Here is a 19,831-nt window from a genome sequence, read left to right on the forward strand (position 1 = left end):
TCTTCCTCAATTTTTTATTAAAATAAAAGTTTTATAATGATCAGACGTGTAATACATCTCCCCCCCCTTTCCAACAACGATACGCTGCGGCCCAGGGCCTGAAATACCCGCAGAAGGATGCACATATTCCGTATAGTACCCCGCAGGCTGCACTGGCAAGTCCCCTTTGTTATTCCTAAATACAGAGCCATCGTTCCTGTGCGGATAGGAACCACCTGATTTTATCCGATCTAATGTCGGACCAAGATCCACAGTACCTTGGTAGACTTTTCCTGTTTTCTGATCGACAACTGTAGCACCCTCAATAAAACGAGTGTTGATCGGACACGGTCCAGTGTTGTGTACCCATGTTTTCAGTTTACCAACATAGAACGTATGACCGATATCGACCGTGAGGTTGTAGGTTTTGCCCTGCGGTTGAAACAGCTCCAGAGACGTGACCCGTGTCGACACATTCTCGCTTGCACCATCCCCTAGAGACTGGAGCAAATCACCCGCTTCAAGGTCAATAACGGGAATAAAGTCATGCTTTGCCGGTACATAGAACGGATGCGAAGGCGTTACCAGCAGCGTTTCACTCTCAGCGGCACCGTCTGCACGGATGCTCGTGAGTCTGAGCTTGTAGATAGGCTGGTCGGAGCGTTTGTGGGTCGCCAGAATGGCGGCCGCAAATGGCTCACCTCCGTTCTCAGGCTTGCTCCAGACGATATCGCCAACATTGAGCGTTTCGATCGCCTTGGCACCCGAAGGGGTGGCGACCATGGTGCCGGCAGCGAAGCAGCACGGTCCTTTTCCGGCCCCTGGATTCACACCGAAGCCATCGGCATCCTTAGAGACGCCATTGCCGGTCTTCCCACCTTTACCGATACCCGCAACAACTTTGGTCCCCCACCCCTCGGTCAGCAACGTATAGCCCATGTTGCTGATCATGGCGGCTCTTTCGGCCACGCTGAGTTTGCGACCTGCCGCATCGTCCAGCCAGGAGGTCTTGTTCTCCCACTCCCTGAGATTGGCGCTCTCGGCGGGCGTCAACCAGCCTTCCTTGATGTACTTGGCCGTGATGATCTGGTCATCGGTCACATAGGTATTACCCCAAGGGTCATACCCTTGGGCCGGTTGTGCGATCAGCCCTGGATTGCCCACCAGCATCCCGGTCATGTCATAGGAGACCTTGTTCCGGTAGAAGCTGAGCAACTCCTGCGCAACCGGGTCGTCCATGGCAATGGTGTTGGCTTTCAGGCCTTCGACACAGGCCCGGGTTTCGCACAGGTCGATCAACTGCGAGCGTTCGGCCGAGATTTCTTCAAACTTGCTGATAAGGTCGCGCTGCTTACCCTCGGTGCAATTGCCACCGGCCTTGCAAGCCTTCAGTTCGTTAAGCAATCGCTCGGCGGTCGGGTGATCGAGGCTGTTGAACTTGGTGGCCTGCTGGGTGACCCAGCCCGCCACTTCCTGTTCTTTATCCGAGCCGCCGACTGCTGCCGAAACCGTTACGCCGATCAACTGCGAGGTCATCGCCAGCAATTGATCATGCATGTCGCCCACGAAGATCTTGTCGCCGACCGAAGCGACAAAAGCTTCATTGGCACCGGCTGCCAAAGCCCCTGTCCGGAAGCTGCCGCCCGCTGCTTCCGCAATCAGGCCACCGACAATCGCATGCGCACCGACCTTGGCCGGGATCCCGGTGAACTCCAGTTGGGTACCCAACCGGTTATAGATGGAGGCTGAAAGGACATCGGCGGCCGCGCTGATACTGGCCTGGGCAAGATTGCTCTTGAGGCTGCCACCATTGATCGCGGTATTGGTAACCGCGCCAAAGCCCTTTTCAGCCAAGGTGTAACCGACAAATTTGGTAAGACCATCAGTGCTGGCCAGTTCAAAGCCGTGGGTCGCTTTACTGGCATTTTCGGCGGAAACACCGAATGCCTTGTCCAGCACCCCCGATGCAAAGCCCGCAACCAGCCCGCTTGTCAAATACCCCTTGAGGCTTTCCGTCGAGGTGACGTCCTTGAGAACCGCGCCCAGGTTGCCTTTGTTGTTTATCGTACTGACCACTGACTGGACAACTGCAGCGGTGTAGGCTGCCGATGCAGCCGCACCAATCGCGGCGGCGGTGGTCGCACTGATCCCCACGGCTGTCGCGGCCCCGCTTGCGCTGGCGCCAACGGTAGCGGCAGTTGCTGAACCCGCCGTCAGCACTGTTACGATAATAACCACCGCCAGCATTGCCCCCGTGCCCATGCCGGAGTTGCTGTATTTGAAGGAGTCGTGGACCTCTTTCACGCGCTGCCAATCGACATCGCCACGCTGCTCGGCTTCTTTGAGCCAGGCCAACTGAGGGTCCGCCTGAACCATCGCATCAATGGTCTGGCTGACCGTCTTCTGGTCAATCTGCTTGATGTCGATATGCACGCCCTTGGCGGCAGTGATCGCCAGGTCACCCTTGCGGATCAACTCGCTCTGACGCAGGGTTTCGTCGGTATGCCCCTTACCCTTCGAGGAATTCCACGCGAGGCTGTTGTTGGTCTTCTCGTGGCTTTCCTGGCTCAGATCCTTGACGCCCTCGAAGGTGATGGCTCCGCCACTTCTCAGTGTCAGATCCGCGCCACTTTCAAGCTTCGCGACCTGATAACGTTGGTCACCACCACTGACCAGCGTCAGATCACTCCCCGTGGTGATCTGGGTGCCAACGTTGATGGTTTTTGTCACCTCATCGTGACGGGTCTGCTTGCGCCCCCAACTGCCCTTGTCTTTTTTGTCATACAGCGAGTAATCCGTATCCTGGGCCGCCAGTACATCGAGTTGTCCAACCGCTGCCAGGTAGGCCTCGTTACCGGCATTGATCCGACTCGAGATCAGCGCCATATCTTTGCCAGCATTGAAAGAAACGTCTTGCCCGGCATTCACGACACTGGAAATCTGTTTGACGTGATCTTCCTGTTTCGTGACTTTCTTCGACTTGGAATACGAATGGCTTTCATCGGCAGCCGAAGCCACCGTAAGGTTTTCGCCTGCGCCGAAATCGATGTTCCGATTTGCCTCTATCTGGCTGGCAACCACCGCCAGATCACGCCCCGCCTGGACAGAGAGGTCACGCCCCACCGTCAGATCCGAGCCATACTGGGTAACGCTGCTGCTCTTGGCGCCGGCCACAACGCTGTTGTGCTGTTCGGCGGCCGCGATGAAAGCATCCCGACCGGCGGTGATCGTGGTGTCGCCACCACTTTGCAAGGTGCTGCCAGCGCTGACGAAGTCCCGCGCGGCCTTGATGGTCAGGTCGTTCGCAGCTTCTATTCGAGACCCGCTGTCGACATACTCGCTGTGCGCGTTTTCTCCCTTGTAGCGTATGTCGGTGCCGGTCACCATGCGCTGGTTGATCACGTCACCGGCAATCGCGGTCATGCTGACATCGCCCCCCGCGATGACTCCGCCCGCCTTGTTGATGATGTCGTTACCGGCCAGCAGGTCCAGACGGTTACCGGCCTCGATCAGACCACTGTTGACCAAGTCGTTGCCGGCCGTGGCCGCCAGGTTGTTGCTGGCACGCAGGGTACCGGCGTTGTTCAGGTCCTTGCCGGCGATCAGTGTAACGTCCGATCCTTGGATCAAGGCCCCGTTCGGTGCCAGGCGATTGGTGGCCTGGGCCAGATACAGCACCGGCACCAGGACCTTCTCGCCATTCACCTCATGTTCTTCGAGCCAGACGATATCGTGGGTCAGCGCCGCGACCTGCTGGGAGGTCAGGCTGACCCCCACCGACAGGTCGAGCTGCTGCTTGCTCTTGATGGCGTTGTCCATCAGGTATTTGTAGAGCGCTTCGTCGGAGGTCTGACCGTCGATAAAACGTTGACCGGTGCGCGCGACCACCGCCTGCTGGATCAGCTTCTGTTCATAGAAACCATCGCCCAGGCGCTTGGCGCTTTCATCAGGGTTGTAGCCGAGGTTCGCCAGCAGGTAGTCCGAGCTCATGAACTGCCTGAGCTCGGTCAGCACCGGGTTGGTTTCGATCAGGTACTTCTGCGGATTGGACCGGCCCGAGGTGTCCGGCAAACCCTGCACCCGATTGATGACCTGGCTGCCCACCGAGGACACCGCCCCGCCCTGCCCCGGCAACTGGACACTGCCGGTATCACCCGGCGTGCCGACACTGATCATGCTGCCGGAGACACCGCTGCCCGTGGCCTGGCGCGTATTTTGTTCGAGTTGAAGATTGCTCGCGGCGATCCGCGCCGCATCGGTGAACTGCAGGTTGCGCGCCTGGACGCCATCCGCTCCCTGCTGGCGCTGGGCACTGCTCACCGCCGCGCTGCCCATGCTCCAGGATTGGGGCCCCGCGTTGGCCTGGCTGGCCTGCGTCGCCGAACCGCCCTGCCCACTCAGGCGGAACAGGCCGTTTTGTCCGGTTGGCAGGCTGAATCCCGGTAGAACCAGGGGATTGACCTGCTGCTTGGCAAGGTCCGGCGGCAACTGGGCATTGAGCCGGATCACGACGGGCGTGCCGGTGCCGGCCGCTTGCGCACTGAGGACTTTGTTGGCGCCCGAACCGACCCCGTAATCCTGGTGAATGACGCTGTTGTTCAGATTCTGGGACGCAGTAATCGAAACCTTGCCACCTGCCTGGATAATTGCACTGCGCCCTGAACCACTGCCATCTCTCGAAACTTCAACGTCACCGGTCTGGGTGTACGACTGCAATTGAGCAGGCAGCGCCATCAGGTTATTAGGATCATACTGGGACTGTTGGTTCAGCCCGTACCGGGTACCGAAGGCCAATGTGGTTACCAACTGGCCCGTCACGGCATCCCTGAACCGAACAGCCGGAGACGTCGTTCCGGGGCTTCCTACAGGGACAGGGCGCTCATAAGTCTCGGCAATCGCCTTGCTCAGGCCGCCAGAGTCATTGATGTAGTAAATGTTCGGGTAGTCGGGATCATTTCGCGCGTTGTAGCTGACCGCCTGGTTGACAAAGGCAAGGGCACTACCGTTATCAATCGCTTGTGTGCGATAACTGCGCGTGCGCTCGATGATGCCGCCCATCGACCCTACGTTGGTCAGGTTGCTTGCCTGGATGGAAATGTTGCCGCCTGCACTGACGGTACTCTTGCTATTGAGAAAGTTGCCACCGCTAAAAACAAAGTCACCGCCTGCTGAAAGCAAGGCCGCCGCACTGGTGTCGTTGTCCTGTCCTTCGTAAGTCTCACGAACGGCGATGCTGAGATCATAGTCCCCCCCCGAACAGTCCAGACATTTGATGGCGATAAGCGCTGAAACCAGTTTGCGCCCCAGGCTAAAACCTTCTGTGCGGTTTTCGAAGCTGGCGGCATTTATGCTGAATCTACCAATACTCTCCAACGACCCGGAGATATTGGTGACTTGAGCCGACTGAGCCTGCCCCCCATAGCCTTCGATACTGACGGTACCCAGACTGTAGAGTTGTGCCGTATGGTTAGTGAAACCGTTGACCTGTAACTTTGTGTCGCCGCCGCTGAAGATCAGGCCATTTTCGTTCAGTAAGCCAGGGGTATTCAGCAGCAGGTTGGCGTTGCTGCCCAAGGTTCCGTAGTTGTTGATCGACCCGGCGTTCACCCTCATCCCGGCAGCCGAAGTGATTCGGCCGTAGTTATTCGCCTGCCCACCGACGTTGATCAGAGTATCGGCCCCTCCGGCGATGCTGCCTGTGCTGCCCAGGTTGAACGAGGCGGCTGTCAGGCCCAGCGTATTCAGGCTGGTATAACGTCCATGGCCGTTGTAGCTGCCACTCAGGTTCAGGTTCGCAGTCCCATCGCTGGCGATCAGCCCATCGTTGTTCCAATTGCCGCCGTTGCCGGTCAGGCTGTCGGAGGCTAGCAGTTGTCCACCCGCCGTCTGGTTGAGAGTGTTGACGTTCACCGTCAGGCGCCCGGCCTGGATTACGCTGCTGTTGGTCCAACTGTCCGCCGTGAGCGTCAGGCCGCCACGGGTCACCAGGCTGCCGCCGGCATTGGTGATATTGGCGGTGCTGATATCAAAGGTGCCGTTGCCCACATGCAGCAGGCTGCCGCCTAGGTTCTGGAAGCCGCCGGCATTGAGGGTGAGGTCGCTGTTGGCGGTTTCCAGCTTGCCGTTGCGGTTGTCGAACAGGCCGCCGATCTGGAAGTCGGTCTTGCCGCTGGTGCCCAGTGCACGGATCTGGCCGGTCTGGTTGTCGAGGCTGGCTGCACGTACGCGCAGGGTGCTGTCGCTTTCAATGACACCCAGGCGATTGTTCAGCGCGCCGTTGAGGCTGAGGTCGATGCGCTGGCCGGCGATCTGCCCGCCGTTGTCGCCACTGTTGTCGAAGCTGTTGCCACTGACCTGCACCAGGCCCTTGGCGTAAAGACCGCCATTGCGGTTATCGAAGTCGGCGGTGGTGACCAAGGCATCGCTGCTCTGCGCCGCGATCCGCCCGCCATAGTTATCGATACCACCCAGGGCGCCGAGGTTCAGGCGCTGGGCCTGGACGATGCCGCCCTGGCGGTTGTTGCCCAGGTCATAGCCGTTTTTCAGCACGCCGACGATACGGGCTTCGAGGGCGCCCTTGACGCTGGCCAGGATGCCGCCACGGTTGTCGAGGTTGGCCGCGCTGACGGTCAGGTCGCCATTCTGGGCAATCAGCCTGCCGCTCTGGTTGTCGATATCGCCGCTGACCGTCAGGTTCAGTGCACCCTGCCCTTGCAAGGAACCCTTGCCGTTGGCGAGGCTCGTGGCGTCGACGCGGACGTCGCCGTTCTGGCTGTAGATCAGGCCGTCGCTGTTGTTCTGTACCGCGCCAGTGCTGCTGATGACGAGGTTGTCATTGGCCGCGACGGTACCGCGATTGCGGTTGTCCAGACTGCCGGTGATCAGGCTCAGCAAGCCCTGGCTGACCAGTTGGCCGCCCTGGTTGCCGATCTGGCTGCTGCGGCTGATCACCAGCGGCCCGGCGCTGGCGAGCTTGCCGTTGGTGTTGGTCAGGGCACCGAGCAGATCGAGGCTGACCGCGCCCTTGCCGGCCAGGGCGCCGTTGCTGTTATCCAGGTTGGTGCCGGTGAAACCGATGCTCTGCTGCGCGCTGATGGTGCCGCTGTTGTTCAGGGCCATGGCTTGCAGGGTCAGGGCCGCACCGCTGTCGATGGAGCCGCCCAGGGCGTTGTTCAACAGGCCGCTGACTGTCAGCTGCTGGGCGCCGCCACTGGATAGAATGCCGGCGCTGTTGTCGAGGCTGGCGGCGTTGACGGTCAAGGCCTGCTGGCTGACCAGCGCACCGGCATTGCTGTTGAGCAATGCGCCGCTGACGTTGACACCAAGGTTGCCGTTGCGGCTGGACAAGGTGCCGCTGTTGCGGTTGTCCAGGCTCGCGCCGTTGACGGCCAGTCCCTGCCAGCCGGAAATCAGGCCGCCCTGGTTGAGCAGGCTGTTGCCGGTCACGCCCAACTGGTTGTTGCTGATCAGCTTGCCACCGCTGTTGTCCAGCGTCCGTCCGACGAGGTTGAAGCTCTGGTTGCTGGAAAGCTCGCCACCCTGGTTGTTCAGGTCGCGCAGACGATTGAGGGTCAGGGTGCCCTTGGCGTTGAGCAGGCCGTTGCGGTTGTCGAGATCACCACCCGCCAGGTCGAGGCGGATGGCCTGGCCGCCGAGCAAGCGACCACCGTTCTGGGCCAGGGCGCCGAGGGTCAGGTCGATATCGCCCTTGGCCGAGACTTCACCGCCATTGCCGGAGTCCAGGCTGCTGGCGTTGATCGTCAGACCGCCCTGGCTGTTGATCAGGCCCCTGCCACTGTTGCTCAGGGCCATGGCGTTGAGGGTCACGGCGCCGGCACCGAGCAAGGCGCCGCCCTGGTTGTCGAGGTCGGCGCTGCTGAGTTTCAAGGCTTGAGCGGCGTTGATCAGACCCTGGCTGCGATTGCTCAGTTGACCACTGGTGGTCAGGTCGAGGTCGCCACGGCTGGTGACGGTACCGCCACTGTTGTCGAGGCTGGCGGCGCGGATATCGAGCGCAGCGGCGGCGATCTGGCCCTTGAGGTTGGCCAGCGCCTGGTTGATCCGCAGGGTCACGGCCTGGTTGCTCAGCAGTTTGCCATTGCTGTTGTCCAGGCTGTCGGCGGTCAGTGCGAAGGCTTGGGCACTGGAGATTTCACCGCCCTGGTTGTTCACGCCCTTGAGGTTGTCGAGCACCAGTGACGGCGCGTTGATCAGACCGTTCTGGTTGTTCAACTGGCCGTTGTTCAGGTCCAGGGTCAGTGCCGTGTTGCTGAAGAGCTTGCCGTCCTGCTGGTCCAGGCCGGTGACGCTGGCGACCAGGGCCTTGTCGCTGCCGATGCGGCCGTTCTGGTTGCTGACCTGCCCTGCCGTCAAGGTGAGGCTGTCGCTGCTGCTCAGGCTGCCGGTGCGATTGTCATAGGCGCCGGTACTGACAGTGACCGCACCTTTACCGCTAATCACTCCCAGCTGGGTGTTGTCAAGACTGGTACTGCTCAGGTTGATGCTGCTGTCACTGACCAGACGTCCGCCCTGATTGCCCAATGCACCGTTGGCCTTGACCTTGAGAGCCCCGGCACTCGACAGGCTGCCGGCAGTGTTGGCCAGCCCGGCGCTGCTGACGTCCAGCCGGCCTTCGCTGCTGATCAGGCCACCGCTGTTGTCGAGGTCAGCGCCGAGGGTGAGTCGTGCATCCTGGTCGCTGAGTAGTTGGCCGCCGGCATTGTCGAGGGTCTGGCCGTCCAGCGTGACGCCGGTCTTGCCCTTGAGCAGTCCCAGGTTGCGGTTGAGTACCTCAGCCATTTCGAGTGTCAGCGTCGTATCGGCAAGGAGCTTGCCGCTGTCGCTATTGTCCAGGCGCTTGCCGATCAGGCGAATATCGGCACTGCTGGAGAGTTCACCGCCGCGGTTGTCGATAGCGTCGACATCGAGTGTCAGCGCTTTTGTCGCCCCTACCAGACCGTTCTGACGGTTATCCACGGAGGCACCGCTCAGGATCAGCGCGTCGCTGGCGATCAGCTTGCCGTTGCGGTTGTCCAGGGCGGCAATGTTCGCCGTGACATCGGCCTTGCCGGAGACGGCACCGTTGCTGTTATCCAGGCTGTTGGCCGTCAACAGGATCGCGCCGTCGCCCACCAGGGTACCGCCCTGGTTGATAAACGCCCCGCTCACACCCAGGTCGACAGCCCCCCCGCTGCTGATCAGGCCCTGGCTGTTGTCCAGGCTGGCGCTACGACTGTCGAGAGAAGCCGCGGCCACCAGGCCCTTGATGTTGCTCAGCGCCTGATCGATACGCAGGGTCAGGCCCTGGTTGCTCAGCAGCTTGCCGTTGCTGTTGTCGAGGCTTTTCGCGGCCAGGGCAAAGACTTGGGCACTGGAGATTTCACCGCCCCGGTTGACCACCTCGTCGAGGTTCTTCAGCACCAGCAGCGGGCCGTTGATCAGGCCGCCGCTGTTGTCCAGGCGGCCGTTGTGCAGGTCCAGGCTCAGTTGGGTCTTGCTGAACAGTTCGCCGCCCTGCTGGTCGAGGCCGGTGACGCTGGCGGTCAGGTCCTTGGCACTGGCAATACGGCCGGAAGCACCATTGCTGACCTGGGTCGCCGTCAGGTCCAGGCGGTCGTCGCTGGTCAGCCGGCCTCCCTGGCTGTTGTCGAGGGTGCCGGTGGTGACGCGGGTGGCACCCTTGCCGCTGATCAGGCCTTTGCGGCTGTTGTCGAGGCTGCTGCTGGCGAGTACCAGGCCCTGGTCCGTGAGGATCGAACCGCCCTGATTGAGCAACGCCCCCAGGCTGTCGATCGACAGGTCGGCGGCACTGCCGAGCTTGCCGGCCGTGTTGTCCAGGCTGCCGACCTTGAGACCCAGGGCGCCTTCGCTGCTGAGCAAGCCGGTGTTGTTGAGCAGCGCGCCATCGAGGCGGATATCCAGGCCCTGGAGGGCGGAGATGTTCCCGCCGCTGTTATCCAGGGTCGTGCCGTTCAGATTGACACTGCCCCTGGCGAACAGGTGGCCCTTGTTCTGGTTGATCACTTGCGCCACGACAACGCCGAGGTCGGTCTCAGTCAGCAGCTTGCCGCCATCGCTGTTATCCAGGCGCTGTCCGCTGACACTGACGCTGCTGCGGGTGCTGGACATCTCGCCGGCACGGTTGTCGATCTGCCCCACATTGACGGTCAGGCCCTGGGTGCTGGCGACCGTACCGCCATTACGGTTGTCGAGACTCTTGCCGGTCAGCAGCAGAGAACCCTGGGCCACCAGCGCCCCACCCTGCTGGCTCAGACTGTCGATGCTGGCTTCGAGGTCGCCCTGGCTGGCAATACGGCCTAAGGTGTTGGCGACCTCCTTGGCCTTGAGACTGATCGGTCCGACTGCGCTGAGCAGACCGCCGCTGTTGTCCAGGCGGGTGCCTTCGAAGCCGATGGCCGCCTTGGCGACAAGATTGCCCTTGTCGCGGTTGTCCAACTGATCGACCAGCAGCTTGAGGTCCTTGTCGGCCTGGATCAGGCCGCTACGATTGTCCGCCGAACCGCCGCGCAAGGTCAGGTGATCCTTGCCCGCCAGGCTGCCGCCGCGGTTGTCCAGGCTGCTGGCGTTCAGTTCGATGCTGCCCGTGGCGCGCAGCTTGCCCTGTTCGCGGTTATCGAATGCGCCGTTGAGGGTGGCGCTCAGCTTGCCGTCCGCCGCAAGCACTGTGCCCGCCGCGCGGTTGTCGAGGCTGGCGGCGGCCAGGGTCAAGGCCTTGCCGGAACCCAGGATCCCACCATGGTTATCCAAGGCGTCGCTGAGGTCGATGCTTAAGCCCAGATCGCCGGTGATCTGCCCCCGAGTATTGTCCAGGCTGACGGCCTTCAGGGTGGCCAGGGTTGAACTCGACAAGGTGCCATCACGGTTATTGATCGCACCGCTGGCCTTGAGACTGAGCCCCTTGTCAGCCGCGATCAGGCCGGAGGTATTGTCGAGGCTGGCGACATTCAGGGTGACATCGGCCAGGCTGGAAATTTCCCCGCCGCGATTGCCGAGCGCGCCGACGTTGACCACCAGGTCGCCGTTGCTGGAGATCAGACCGTCCTGGCCGTTCACGGCCTTGTCGGTGGTCAAGGTCAGACGATCGACGCTGAGCACCCGGCCCTTGTTCTGGTTGTCGAGGGTGCCGGCGGTGACGGTGGTCTGCCGCTGCCCGCTGAGGGTGCCGCCCTGGTTGTTCAGGGTCTGGGTGGTGGTGATGTCGAGGTCACGGCTGGCAATGATGTTCTTGCCGAGGTTGTTGAGGCGCTGCGCGCTGATGCTGATATCGGCGTCGGTGTTGCGGGTGTTATCGAGATTAACCCCCGCTTCGATGATTCCGTTGTTGGTCAACTGGCCGCCGCTGGCGAGGGTGATGCGGTCCTTGGCGACGAGGTTGTTCTGGCTGGTCAGGTCGCCCTGGGTTTTCATGTCCAGGGTGGTACCGGCGTAGACCGGGCCTTTGGTCTCCAGGCTCTGGGCCTTGACGTTGACCGCGCCGGTCGCCGCCGTGCCGACCATGCTCAGGTGCCCGTTGGCGTCGAGCTGGATATCGCCACCGCTGGCGACCATTTTGCCGTCGAGTTTTACCCCGACACCGGCTTCGGTACCCACCAGTTTGATGGCGCCGGCGTACATGCCGCCGAGGGCCGAGGAATCGATCGCCAGTTGCGGGGCAGTGGCGGGATTGGCGGTGCGTGCCGTTGCTTTCAACGTCTGGGCATCGACATCGTTGGCGCCGGCGATGATCGCCAGGTTCTTCGCCTGGATCTCGGCATTGAGCCTGACCGAGCGGGTGATGATTTCGAAGCGGTCGATATTGTTGGCGTTAAGCCCGGCACCTTCGATGGAAACGCTGCCCTGGTCGACCTGATAACCCGACACCTGGCCGTTGGTAATCACCGCCTTGCCGGTGGTCAGGGTCGCCTGGGGTGTGTTGATAAAACCGCAGCCGCTGCAACTGATGCCATAAGGGTTAGCGACGATCACATGGGCCGACTGCCCCGCCACTTCGGTGTAGCCGCGTAACTGGCTGGGGTTACCGCCGTTGACTTCGTTGAGGATGGTCGTGGCGGCCGTGCCGTTGAAGTTCGGGTTACCGAGGATGATCCCGCCCAGTTGCGTGGACTGGGTGCGGGCGGTGGCGTTGTTGAGGATCACGCCGTTGCTGCCGACGTTGTAATCCTGGAATTGGTTGTGGGACAGGCCGCTGCCGTTGGGCCGGGCGATGTTGACGATGGGCACGCCATTGCCTGCCTGACCGAGCGTCGTCCCCGGCGCGCTGACCACAATACCGTCCGCCTGCGCCCATAGCGGCTGCCAGAACATGACGTTCGCCAGTAGAAACGCCAAGCCGCGCTTGGGAAGTCCGAGGAAGTGCTCACGGTTTTTCAGGGCAGCGGAAGGCTGGCGCGCAAGAAGCGCGGACTGGCGGACGTCCATGTCAGGAATCTCGAATCAGATGAAACGCAGGGTGAGAAGACGCTCAACTGCAAGGAGATCGTGTACGACGGGCAGCCACCCGGCCGGATACAGTCGGCAAGTGAAAACCTCGGCCGACCCCTCGAAACAAGCGGTAACATCAAAATGACATCACGATGCTAAAGAGACAAAACAATGGCGTCAATGAAATTTCGGAAAATATTTGAGTCCCGATACATGCCGGAAAATCACGTTGCCGGGGGCGATCAAAGCCGACGGGGGCCTCTCGCCACAAGGGTTCCATCGTTCCCAGTTCCAACGTGGGCATGATTGGTAATTGCCGCAGGTTCAGAGAAGATCCGCTGTGTGCGTCAGGTACACCCGGTTCCTGGATGCGTTTCTTGTCCTGGATACATCAGTAGATACCGGCAGATTGGCAGCCAGTGAGCATTTGCAAGGCGGGCGAACCAGCCAGTTTCAAAAGGGCTGCGCCACCGAAAGCCATCAAGTCCCACGCAGGATCACTGCCAGGGTGCGCGCTCGCAATTGCTCGTGCATCGCATGCGACTGGGGGCAAAAATTGGGGCACAACGCACTTTTTTTGACCTGAAGCTACCGTTTTAGAGCCCAGTCAAAATGTTCTTTGGCGATCCGGATAGTCTTTGATGCAAGGCCCTGTACCTCGGAAACGCTTCCAGCGGGCCACTGAGTTATCCATGAGTCTTACACCCGCTCCCTCGAAGTGAGCGGGACGCGGTGAACCGTCGGCCAACCGGAAGACGGCCGCCAATTTCTGTGAACGCTGTTCTCCTCTGAATTGACATTTATCAAGCACTGAAACGCCCTTCTCGCCGAGATTGAAGTTCAACGTCCGCGGCCGATGCAAACAACTTTGTCTTCGTGGAGGCGAGTCATGGCTATTCAACTGCAAGACATTCAACCCATCGTTCCGCCCGCCAAGCCGCAACCTCTGAATGTCAGCCTCCGTAAAGTCGAGCCCAGACGCTTGTCGCTCAGCCTGCTGATCGCCCTTGTGGTGGGTTCGATGATCGGCAGCGGTATTTTCAGCCTGCCCCAGAACATGGCCGCCAGCGCGGGCGCCGGGGCGATACTGATAGGCTGGTTGATCACCGGGGTCGGCATGTTATCGCTGGCGCTGGTCTATCAGAACCTGTCCAACCGCCAGCCTGCCCTGGACAATGGCGTGTTTGCCTATGCCCGAGCATTGGGGGGTGACTTTCTTGGCTTCAACTCAGCCTGGGGCTACTGGATCAGCGCGTGGATTGGCAATGTCAGTTACCTCGTCATTCTGTTTGCTGCGCTGAGTTATTTTTTCCCGCTGTTTGGTGAGGGCAATAACAAGGCTGCGATTGCCGGGGCGTCCGTGGTGTTGTGGTTGCTGCACTGGATGATTCTGAGGGGCATGCGTACGGCTGCGCGAGCCAATGCGCTGACGACAATGGCCAAGATTGTTCCGTTGTTGCTGTTTATCGGTCTGGTAGTCGCGGCGTTCCAGCGCCAAACCTTCAACATTGACTTCTGGGGCTCGCCAGCATTGGGCAGCACTCTGGATCAAGTCAAAAGCACCATGCTGGTTACCGTCTGGGTGTTCATCGGCATTGAGGGTGCCAGCGTGTTCTCCGCTCGAGCCGCAAAACGCGCCGATGTCGGACGTGCCACAGTCATTGGCTTTGTCATCACCTTATTGCTGTTGATTGCGGTGTCCTTACTGTCGCTGGGCATACTCAGACAGCCAGAGCTGGCCGCCCTGAAGAACCCTTCGATGGCAGGCGTCCTTCTCGCAGCGGTCGGCCCATGGGGTGCGGTGTTGATCAGCATCGGCTTGATCATCTCGGTGGGCGGCGCCCTCCTTGCATGGACTTTACTGGCTGCAGAATCGATCTTCACACCGGCCAGAGAAAAGGTCATGCCCCTGTCGCTGAGTGAGGAAAACACGCGTGGCGTCCCCGCCAACGCGTTGTGGCTCACCAACGGTTGCATTCAATTGTTTCTGTTGCTGACGCTTTATTCGAGTGCCAGTTACCTGGCGCTGATCTCACTGGCGACGTCGATGATTCTGCTGCCTTACCTGTTCAGCGGCGTGTACGCCTTGAAAGTGGCGTGGCAAGGCCAGACTTACGCCGGCCACCGTGGACTGCAACTGCGCGACATCGTCGTCTCTCTGGTTGCCACGTTCTATTGCGTATGGCTGTTGTACGCCGCAGGCCCCAAATATCTGTTGCTCAGTGCGCTGCTCTACGCACCCGGTTCGCTGATTTACCTGGGAACCCGCAAGGCGCGTGAGGGGCGATCGTTCAGCGCACCCGAAATCGGCCTGCTGCTCATCATCTGGGCGGCAGCCGCTTACGCCGGCTGGATGCTGTGGTCGGGGGCGCTGACCCTGTAAATCGCTGTTTCGCCTATGTGTTTCGTCCTGGCAGGGAGCGAACAGGGAGGTCTGCCGACTGCCGTCCATCTAAGAGGAGCATGAAGAAATGAGCGACTCCGTAAAGAAAATGCCTGTAAAGACCGAGACCAGTACCAGCCAGCATCCGCTGGCTGCAGACCTCTGGCGTCCCTTGGAAAAATTACGCCAGCAGGTCGATCATCTGTTCGAAGACTTCAACCGTGGTTCGGGTCTGTCGCCCTTTGGTCGTAGTCTGTTCGACGCCGAACCGTTCTGGCGTCGTGAGCTCATCGGCCATGGCATGCCGGCCGTGGACATCACCGAGAAAGATAAAAGCTTCGAAATCAGCGCCGAATTACCCGGCATGGATCAGAAGAATATCGAGATCAAACTGTCGAATGGCAGCCTGATCATTAAAGGGGAAAAGAAAGAAGACAAGGAAGAAAAAAGGAAGGGCTACCACCTCAGCGAGCGCCACTATGGTGCCTTCGAGCGGGTCTTTACCTTGCCCAAAGGCGTCGACGCCGAGAAAATCGACGCGAGGTTCAGCAAAGGCGTGCTGAGCATCTCGCTGCCGAAAAAGCCTGAAGCCATGAAAGCGGACAAAGTCGTGCCGATCAAAGGCGAATAAGTCCCCGGCTGCCCTGCCCCTTTGCCGAAGAATCGGCAAGGGGCTTTTTGTCGCCTCGAAACAGCGTGTGCTGTTCCTCCGAAAAATATCGAAAGGCCCGACTCGCTGGATCTTTCGAATCCCCGGGTAACTGGAGAATCCCGCAATCAGCAGCACCATTACAAAGGCCAGGACCCCACAAAGTGTTGATGGTGGCAGGATCGGGCAAACACTTAGTGATACCAGACCGATGCCCGGCCATTAACCAGTCATGGCTGGTGCTGACATCGACAGTAAAATGCTGGCCTTGGCTGCGCGTGAAATATCCTCCAACAAGGCTAGGTCAAGGGATCGAGCAGGGCCTGGAAATGTCCACGGTTGCTGATTCATTGCGCTGGGTGCATAGGTGGCGGCATTGATCAGGCGCAGGATGACGCTATCGTCGATCGCGTGTCGAGTGCCGACCGGAAATAGCCTTTTCGATATTCGTGTTTGCTTGCCTCCAACAGCGGTCCTGTGAGAATGATCGCGCTACACCGCCAGTACGCTGCAAGGCACCTGATACAGAATGTGTTCGGTAGTACTGCCCAGCAGTTTGTCCAGCCCATGGTATTGCACCCGGCCCATGACGATCACATCCACCTGCTGCTCCTCGGCGAACTCGCTGAGCGCCGCCACCGGATGTCCCACTACGAAATGACGACACTCGGCGGGCACACCATAGCGATTGGCCCATGCGATGTAAGACGCCTCCAGTTCCTTGCGCAGGGCTTTGGTCAGCGCCGAAACTCTCAAGCCATCGCCCAGTTCCTCCAGGTACTCCTGGGAAACGTCATAGGCGTACAGCAGGTGCAATTCGGCATTGCACTGGATGGCGAGCGCCGTGGCCTGCTCGATGATGCGATCATTCAGCCTGTCGTTTTCGGCCTCGGTGCTGGCTGCATCGACTGCCGCCACGATCTTGCGCGGCAAGGCATGACCCGCACCACCCACTAGATAAACCGGCACTGGACAGTGACGAAGCAGTCCCCAGTCCAGCGGCGTAAAGAACGCCCGCCTGAGTAGCGATTCATGCTGCACTTGCTTGATCAACAGGTCGGGTTGCATTTCGCTGACGAAGTCGAGAATTTCTTGTTGCATGTCTTCAGACCATGCAACTCCGCTCGTCACCTCAAGACCATTGCCGCGCATCACGATCGCCTGACCCTCAAGCCAGTCACGATGGTCCTGCAAGTACTGCGCGCGCGCCTGCTCCCGATCCCCCTCTTCCAGCAGCGAGAGGACATCCAGCGACTTGACGAGCGCGGCGATATGCAGCGTCGCGCCACTGGCCATGGCCAGGGCGGCTGCGTGGTTGATGACCGTCGAATGGCGCAGGGCCGGGTTGATGATCAGCAACAAGCGTTGATATTGGCTCATGATCTGCCTCCAGACAGGTGAAACACGCGCCCTGTGACCCAAGCGAACCGAGCCGGCCCCGAATCTGGCACCAAGGTCAATGTACAGTGCGCTGCTGGCGGGGGCAGACGTTGATAAAAATCAAACGCAGACCGTCTGAGACTCTTCACGACCCTGAAAAAGCATGAGCGCCCGGTATTCGTCTGAACGGTCACGGATTGCTACGCCGAATTGATCTGGGTCAATCCGCAGAGCCGCAAATCAGATCGAAATAGCCTTGTGCATTGCACCCTGTGTCGAGCCTTTTTTATCTCATGTGAGGAGCATCCCGACATGCCCGACTCATCGGTAAATCAGTGGGACGCATGCAGACCGGCGACGCGATCCATCCGCCAACCATCATTCGTGTTTTTTGCTTTGTGAAGGCTAACGACCATGGTCACCAATGACTCAATCAAATCGAGTGTCACTGGCACGAACGCAATCAGCCACAGTTGCGCACTGTTTGAAGAAGCCGATCGACTCAACGATCAGGCCTATGCCGTACTTGAGGAACCGTTTTCCACGCAGACCATGCACAAGTTCTCAGAAGCCAGAAAACGTGCCGACGAAGTGTACCGTCAGGCCTGGCAGGAATGGCAGTACTCCCACGGAGGGACCGGTCACTGAGCCGTTCCGGGACCGAGTTCGACTCGATCGCGATGATTTGATCCGCATCGGCGCGAATCGGTACGTCTTGCCCGTCAATCCGCACGGACGGCGCGCCAGTGATCACTCTTTTGGGGCTCGGGCCAGTTGATTTTTATCAACGGCGGATGCCAGCACGGTCACACCGGCTTGACCATCATCAAGCTGCAAGGCGCTCGGTTGACCAGGCTTTCCGCCGTGCCGCCAATAAAGCCGTCGAGCCCGTGATGGTAAGACGTGCCCAGCACCACCAGGTCGAATGCATTTTTCCGGGCGAATAACTCGATCACCCGATACGGGACACCGGTCAGCAGATGTCGGTGACTTTCATCAAGACCATAACGCTCGGCCAGCGCTTCGAAGGCTTCTTCCTGAGTGTCGTTGATCGCCTCGCGCAAACTGTGATCCAGACTCAGGTTCGGCACACTCATTGCGGCATCGCCCACCACCGACCAGTTACTCACGTTCAATAGGTGCAGCGAGGCACCGCAGGCTCTGGCCAATCTCGAGGCCAGACCGAGAATGCGGTCGTTCAGGCCTTGAGTCAGGTCCTCGAGATGGGACAGGTCCACCGCCGCCAGGATCTTCAACGGTTTCGGGTTTACGGCGTCGGTCACCAGGTGCAAACAGGCGGGGCAATCTCGCAGCAACAACCAGTCCAGTGGTTGATGAAACGCCCGATCAAGCGCCGGGACATGGTGGGCATCCTTGATCACCAGATCGGCGTGGAAGTCATTGACGTACTCAAGCACATGCGCCGGTGTCGACTTTGCCCAAACCACTTCGGTCGTCACTTGCACGCCGCTGCCGCGCTCAAACCGGGCTTGCTGTTCCAGCCACTGCCGATGCACCTGCAAGTAACCCTCGCGCGCCTGCGCCATGGCTTTGTGGTCGAACAAACCGGCTACCGCCAGAGCCTGGACGTAATCGAACGCAACAATGTGCAACAACGCTCCGCTGGCCTGGGCCAATGCCTGGGCTCGATCAAACGCCGGGGTGCGGGTCATCTCGGTGGGGGCAATCAACAGAATCCGCTTCAGTTTGAACATCACGTACCTCTGCTGGCAGTGCTATGCCGGCCTGGTTGCCAGCCCGACGTCCGTGTCCGGTTTGATGCAATCGCCAACTATTTACGCGCTGCCTTTTCAGCCATCCGCTTGGCGCGCTCATTGGCGTCATCGGCTGTACGCTGTGCCTGTTCAGCCTTCAATATCGCTTCATCGGCCCGCAAACGTGCCGTTGCCGCATTGTCTTCGGCAGACTCAAGTCGTGCATCGATTTCCTGAGCATGGCGGTTACTGCATCCGGTGGTTGTAGCCAACAGGATACTCAGCACGATGATGGACAAGCGCATGTTCATGGTTTCCCCTTGATTGATTGCGACATTGCTAAGTCGATGGTCTGAGTATCTGGCGATGTCCGCTACCGACTCTGATTTTTGTCAACTAATGACGGCATCGGTGGATGGCCGTGCAAACGGGCGTTGTTGATCTATCTCAATGAAGCTCCGCCGCTCAGGCGTAGAAAAAGACTGACCGGCATTCGCCGAACATGAACAACCTTTCAGAAGAGAGAACGCCGTCATGAGCGATTTGAATCTGCGCAAAAGCATTTTGGAAGAGCTCGGATTCAGCCAGACATCAACGCCGCCGACATCGGAGTCAGTGTGGAGAACGTGGTCACGCTCGAAGGCCGGGGCCACCTGTGGCGTGAGCGCCAGAACGTTGAACCAGCGGCTTGGTCAGTGCGAGGCGTGACGAGAGTCGAAGATCATTTGTGCTGGCGTGAATTCAATTCTCCGACCACCCCCGCTTCGATTACCACTTGATGCTGGAGAGTCACGATGCTGGTCGTCACTTTGATCAACACCCTGGTGGTAATCGCTGCCGTGTTGATTCATTACGAGTGTTTGTTACGCCTGAACGACTGGCTGCCGAAATTGAAAAACTGGAGCCGTTTTCGCATCGTTGCCGGGGTGTTTGGCGGGCTGCTGGCCCATGCCATCGAGGTCTGGTGCTTCGCCGTGGTTTACTTTCTGATGTCGCGCTCCGGTGAATGGGGGCGCCTGACGGGCAGTTTCGACGGTTCTTACATGGATTGCGTGTATTTCTCCTTCACTACCTACACCACCATTGGTTTCGGTGACATCTCCCCGGTCGGCAATCTCAAGTATCTCACTGGCCTGGAGGCCTTGACGGGACTGGTGCTGATCACCTGGACCGCGTCATTCCTGTTCCTCGAAATGCAAAAATACTGGAAGAGCAAATAGCCGTTCAATACGCACAAGACCTGATCTACATCAAACCTTGCGACCAGTCCTCAAGCTCAATAGA

General features: G+C 59.6%; 9 protein-coding genes. 5 read left to right on the top strand and 4 right to left on the bottom strand.

What is annotated here, in order from left to right:
• Positions 1-6: 6 nt before the first annotated feature.
• Complete coding sequence (locus PseuLF5_RS04055; RefSeq protein WP_340132985.1) at positions 7-12,417, bottom strand: two-partner secretion domain-containing protein; 12,411 nt, start codon at positions 12,415-12,417, stop codon at positions 7-9.
• Between the two features lie 892 nt (positions 12,418-13,309).
• On the opposite strand from PseuLF5_RS04055, the gene arcD reads away from it, so the two are divergent.
• Positions 13,310-14,803, top strand: coding sequence for an arginine-ornithine antiporter (gene arcD, locus PseuLF5_RS04060; protein WP_340132986.1), 1,494 nt, complete (start codon positions 13,310-13,312; stop codon positions 14,801-14,803).
• Positions 14,804-14,891: 88 nt separating this feature from the next.
• Complete coding sequence (locus PseuLF5_RS04065) at positions 14,892-15,434, top strand: Hsp20/alpha crystallin family protein (protein ID WP_340132987.1); 543 nt, start codon at positions 14,892-14,894, stop codon at positions 15,432-15,434.
• A 510-nt stretch (positions 15,435-15,944) separates the two neighbouring features.
• On the opposite strand, the gene PseuLF5_RS04075 is transcribed toward PseuLF5_RS04065, so the two are convergent.
• The gene (locus PseuLF5_RS04075; RefSeq protein WP_340132988.1) at positions 15,945-16,832 is read right to left on the bottom strand and encodes a universal stress protein; all 888 of its coding nucleotides are present in this window, start codon (positions 16,830-16,832) and stop codon (positions 15,945-15,947) included.
• A gap of 414 nt (positions 16,833-17,246) precedes the next feature.
• On the opposite strand from PseuLF5_RS04075, the gene PseuLF5_RS04080 reads away from it, so the two are divergent.
• On the top strand, positions 17,247-17,480 hold the full coding sequence (locus tag PseuLF5_RS04080; protein ID WP_186746032.1) for a hypothetical protein: 234 nt from the start codon (positions 17,247-17,249) through the stop codon (positions 17,478-17,480).
• Between the two features lie 158 nt (positions 17,481-17,638).
• Here PseuLF5_RS04080 and PseuLF5_RS04085 read toward each other — a convergent pair whose 3' ends face one another.
• Both PseuLF5_RS04085 and PseuLF5_RS04090 read right to left on the bottom strand, forming a co-directional pair.
• On the bottom strand, positions 17,639-18,547 hold the full coding sequence (locus tag PseuLF5_RS04085; RefSeq protein WP_340132989.1) for a universal stress protein: 909 nt from the start codon (positions 18,545-18,547) through the stop codon (positions 17,639-17,641).
• Positions 18,548-18,624: 77 nt separating this feature from the next.
• Positions 18,625-18,858 (bottom strand): Lpp/OprI family alanine-zipper lipoprotein, encoded by a 234-nt coding sequence (locus tag PseuLF5_RS04090; RefSeq protein WP_123468558.1) that lies wholly within the window; start codon positions 18,856-18,858, stop codon positions 18,625-18,627.
• Positions 18,859-19,173: 315 nt separating this feature from the next.
• Here PseuLF5_RS04090 and PseuLF5_RS04095 point away from each other — a divergent pair, with 315 nt between their 5' ends.
• Entirely contained in the window at positions 19,174-19,326 is a 153-nt protein-coding gene (locus PseuLF5_RS04095; protein WP_445262411.1) for a hypothetical protein, read from the top strand.
• A gap of 15 nt (positions 19,327-19,341) precedes the next feature.
• Entirely contained in the window at positions 19,342-19,767 is a 426-nt protein-coding gene (locus PseuLF5_RS04100) for a potassium channel family protein (RefSeq protein ID WP_123468554.1), read from the top strand.
• The last annotated feature ends 64 nt before the right edge of the window (positions 19,768-19,831 follow it).

The organism is Pseudomonas sp. LF-5, from assembly GCF_037626295.1.
In the GTDB taxonomy this organism is placed as follows: domain Bacteria; phylum Pseudomonadota; class Gammaproteobacteria; order Pseudomonadales; family Pseudomonadaceae; genus Aquipseudomonas; species Aquipseudomonas monsensis.

Bases quoted from the DNA above. Each gene is read 5' to 3' on its own strand.
- PseuLF5_RS04055 (WP_340132985.1), bottom strand. From the start codon at position 12,417: ATGGACGTCCGCCAGTCCGCGCTTCTTGCGCGCCAGCCTTCCGCTGCC.
- arcD (WP_340132986.1), top strand. From the start codon at position 13,310: ATGGCTATTCAACTGCAAGACATTCAACCCATCGTTCCGCCCGCCAAG.
- PseuLF5_RS04065 (WP_340132987.1), top strand. From the start codon at position 14,892: ATGAGCGACTCCGTAAAGAAAATGCCTGTAAAGACCGAGACCAGTACC.
- PseuLF5_RS04075 (WP_340132988.1), bottom strand. From the start codon at position 16,832: ATGAGCCAATATCAACGCTTGTTGCTGATCATCAACCCGGCCCTGCGC.
- PseuLF5_RS04080 (WP_186746032.1), top strand. From the start codon at position 17,247: ATGGTCACCAATGACTCAATCAAATCGAGTGTCACTGGCACGAACGCA.
- PseuLF5_RS04085 (WP_340132989.1), bottom strand. From the start codon at position 18,547: ATGTTCAAACTGAAGCGGATTCTGTTGATTGCCCCCACCGAGATGACC.
- PseuLF5_RS04090 (WP_123468558.1), bottom strand. From the start codon at position 18,858: ATGAACATGCGCTTGTCCATCATCGTGCTGAGTATCCTGTTGGCTACA.
- PseuLF5_RS04100 (WP_123468554.1), top strand. From the start codon at position 19,342: ATGCTGGTCGTCACTTTGATCAACACCCTGGTGGTAATCGCTGCCGTG.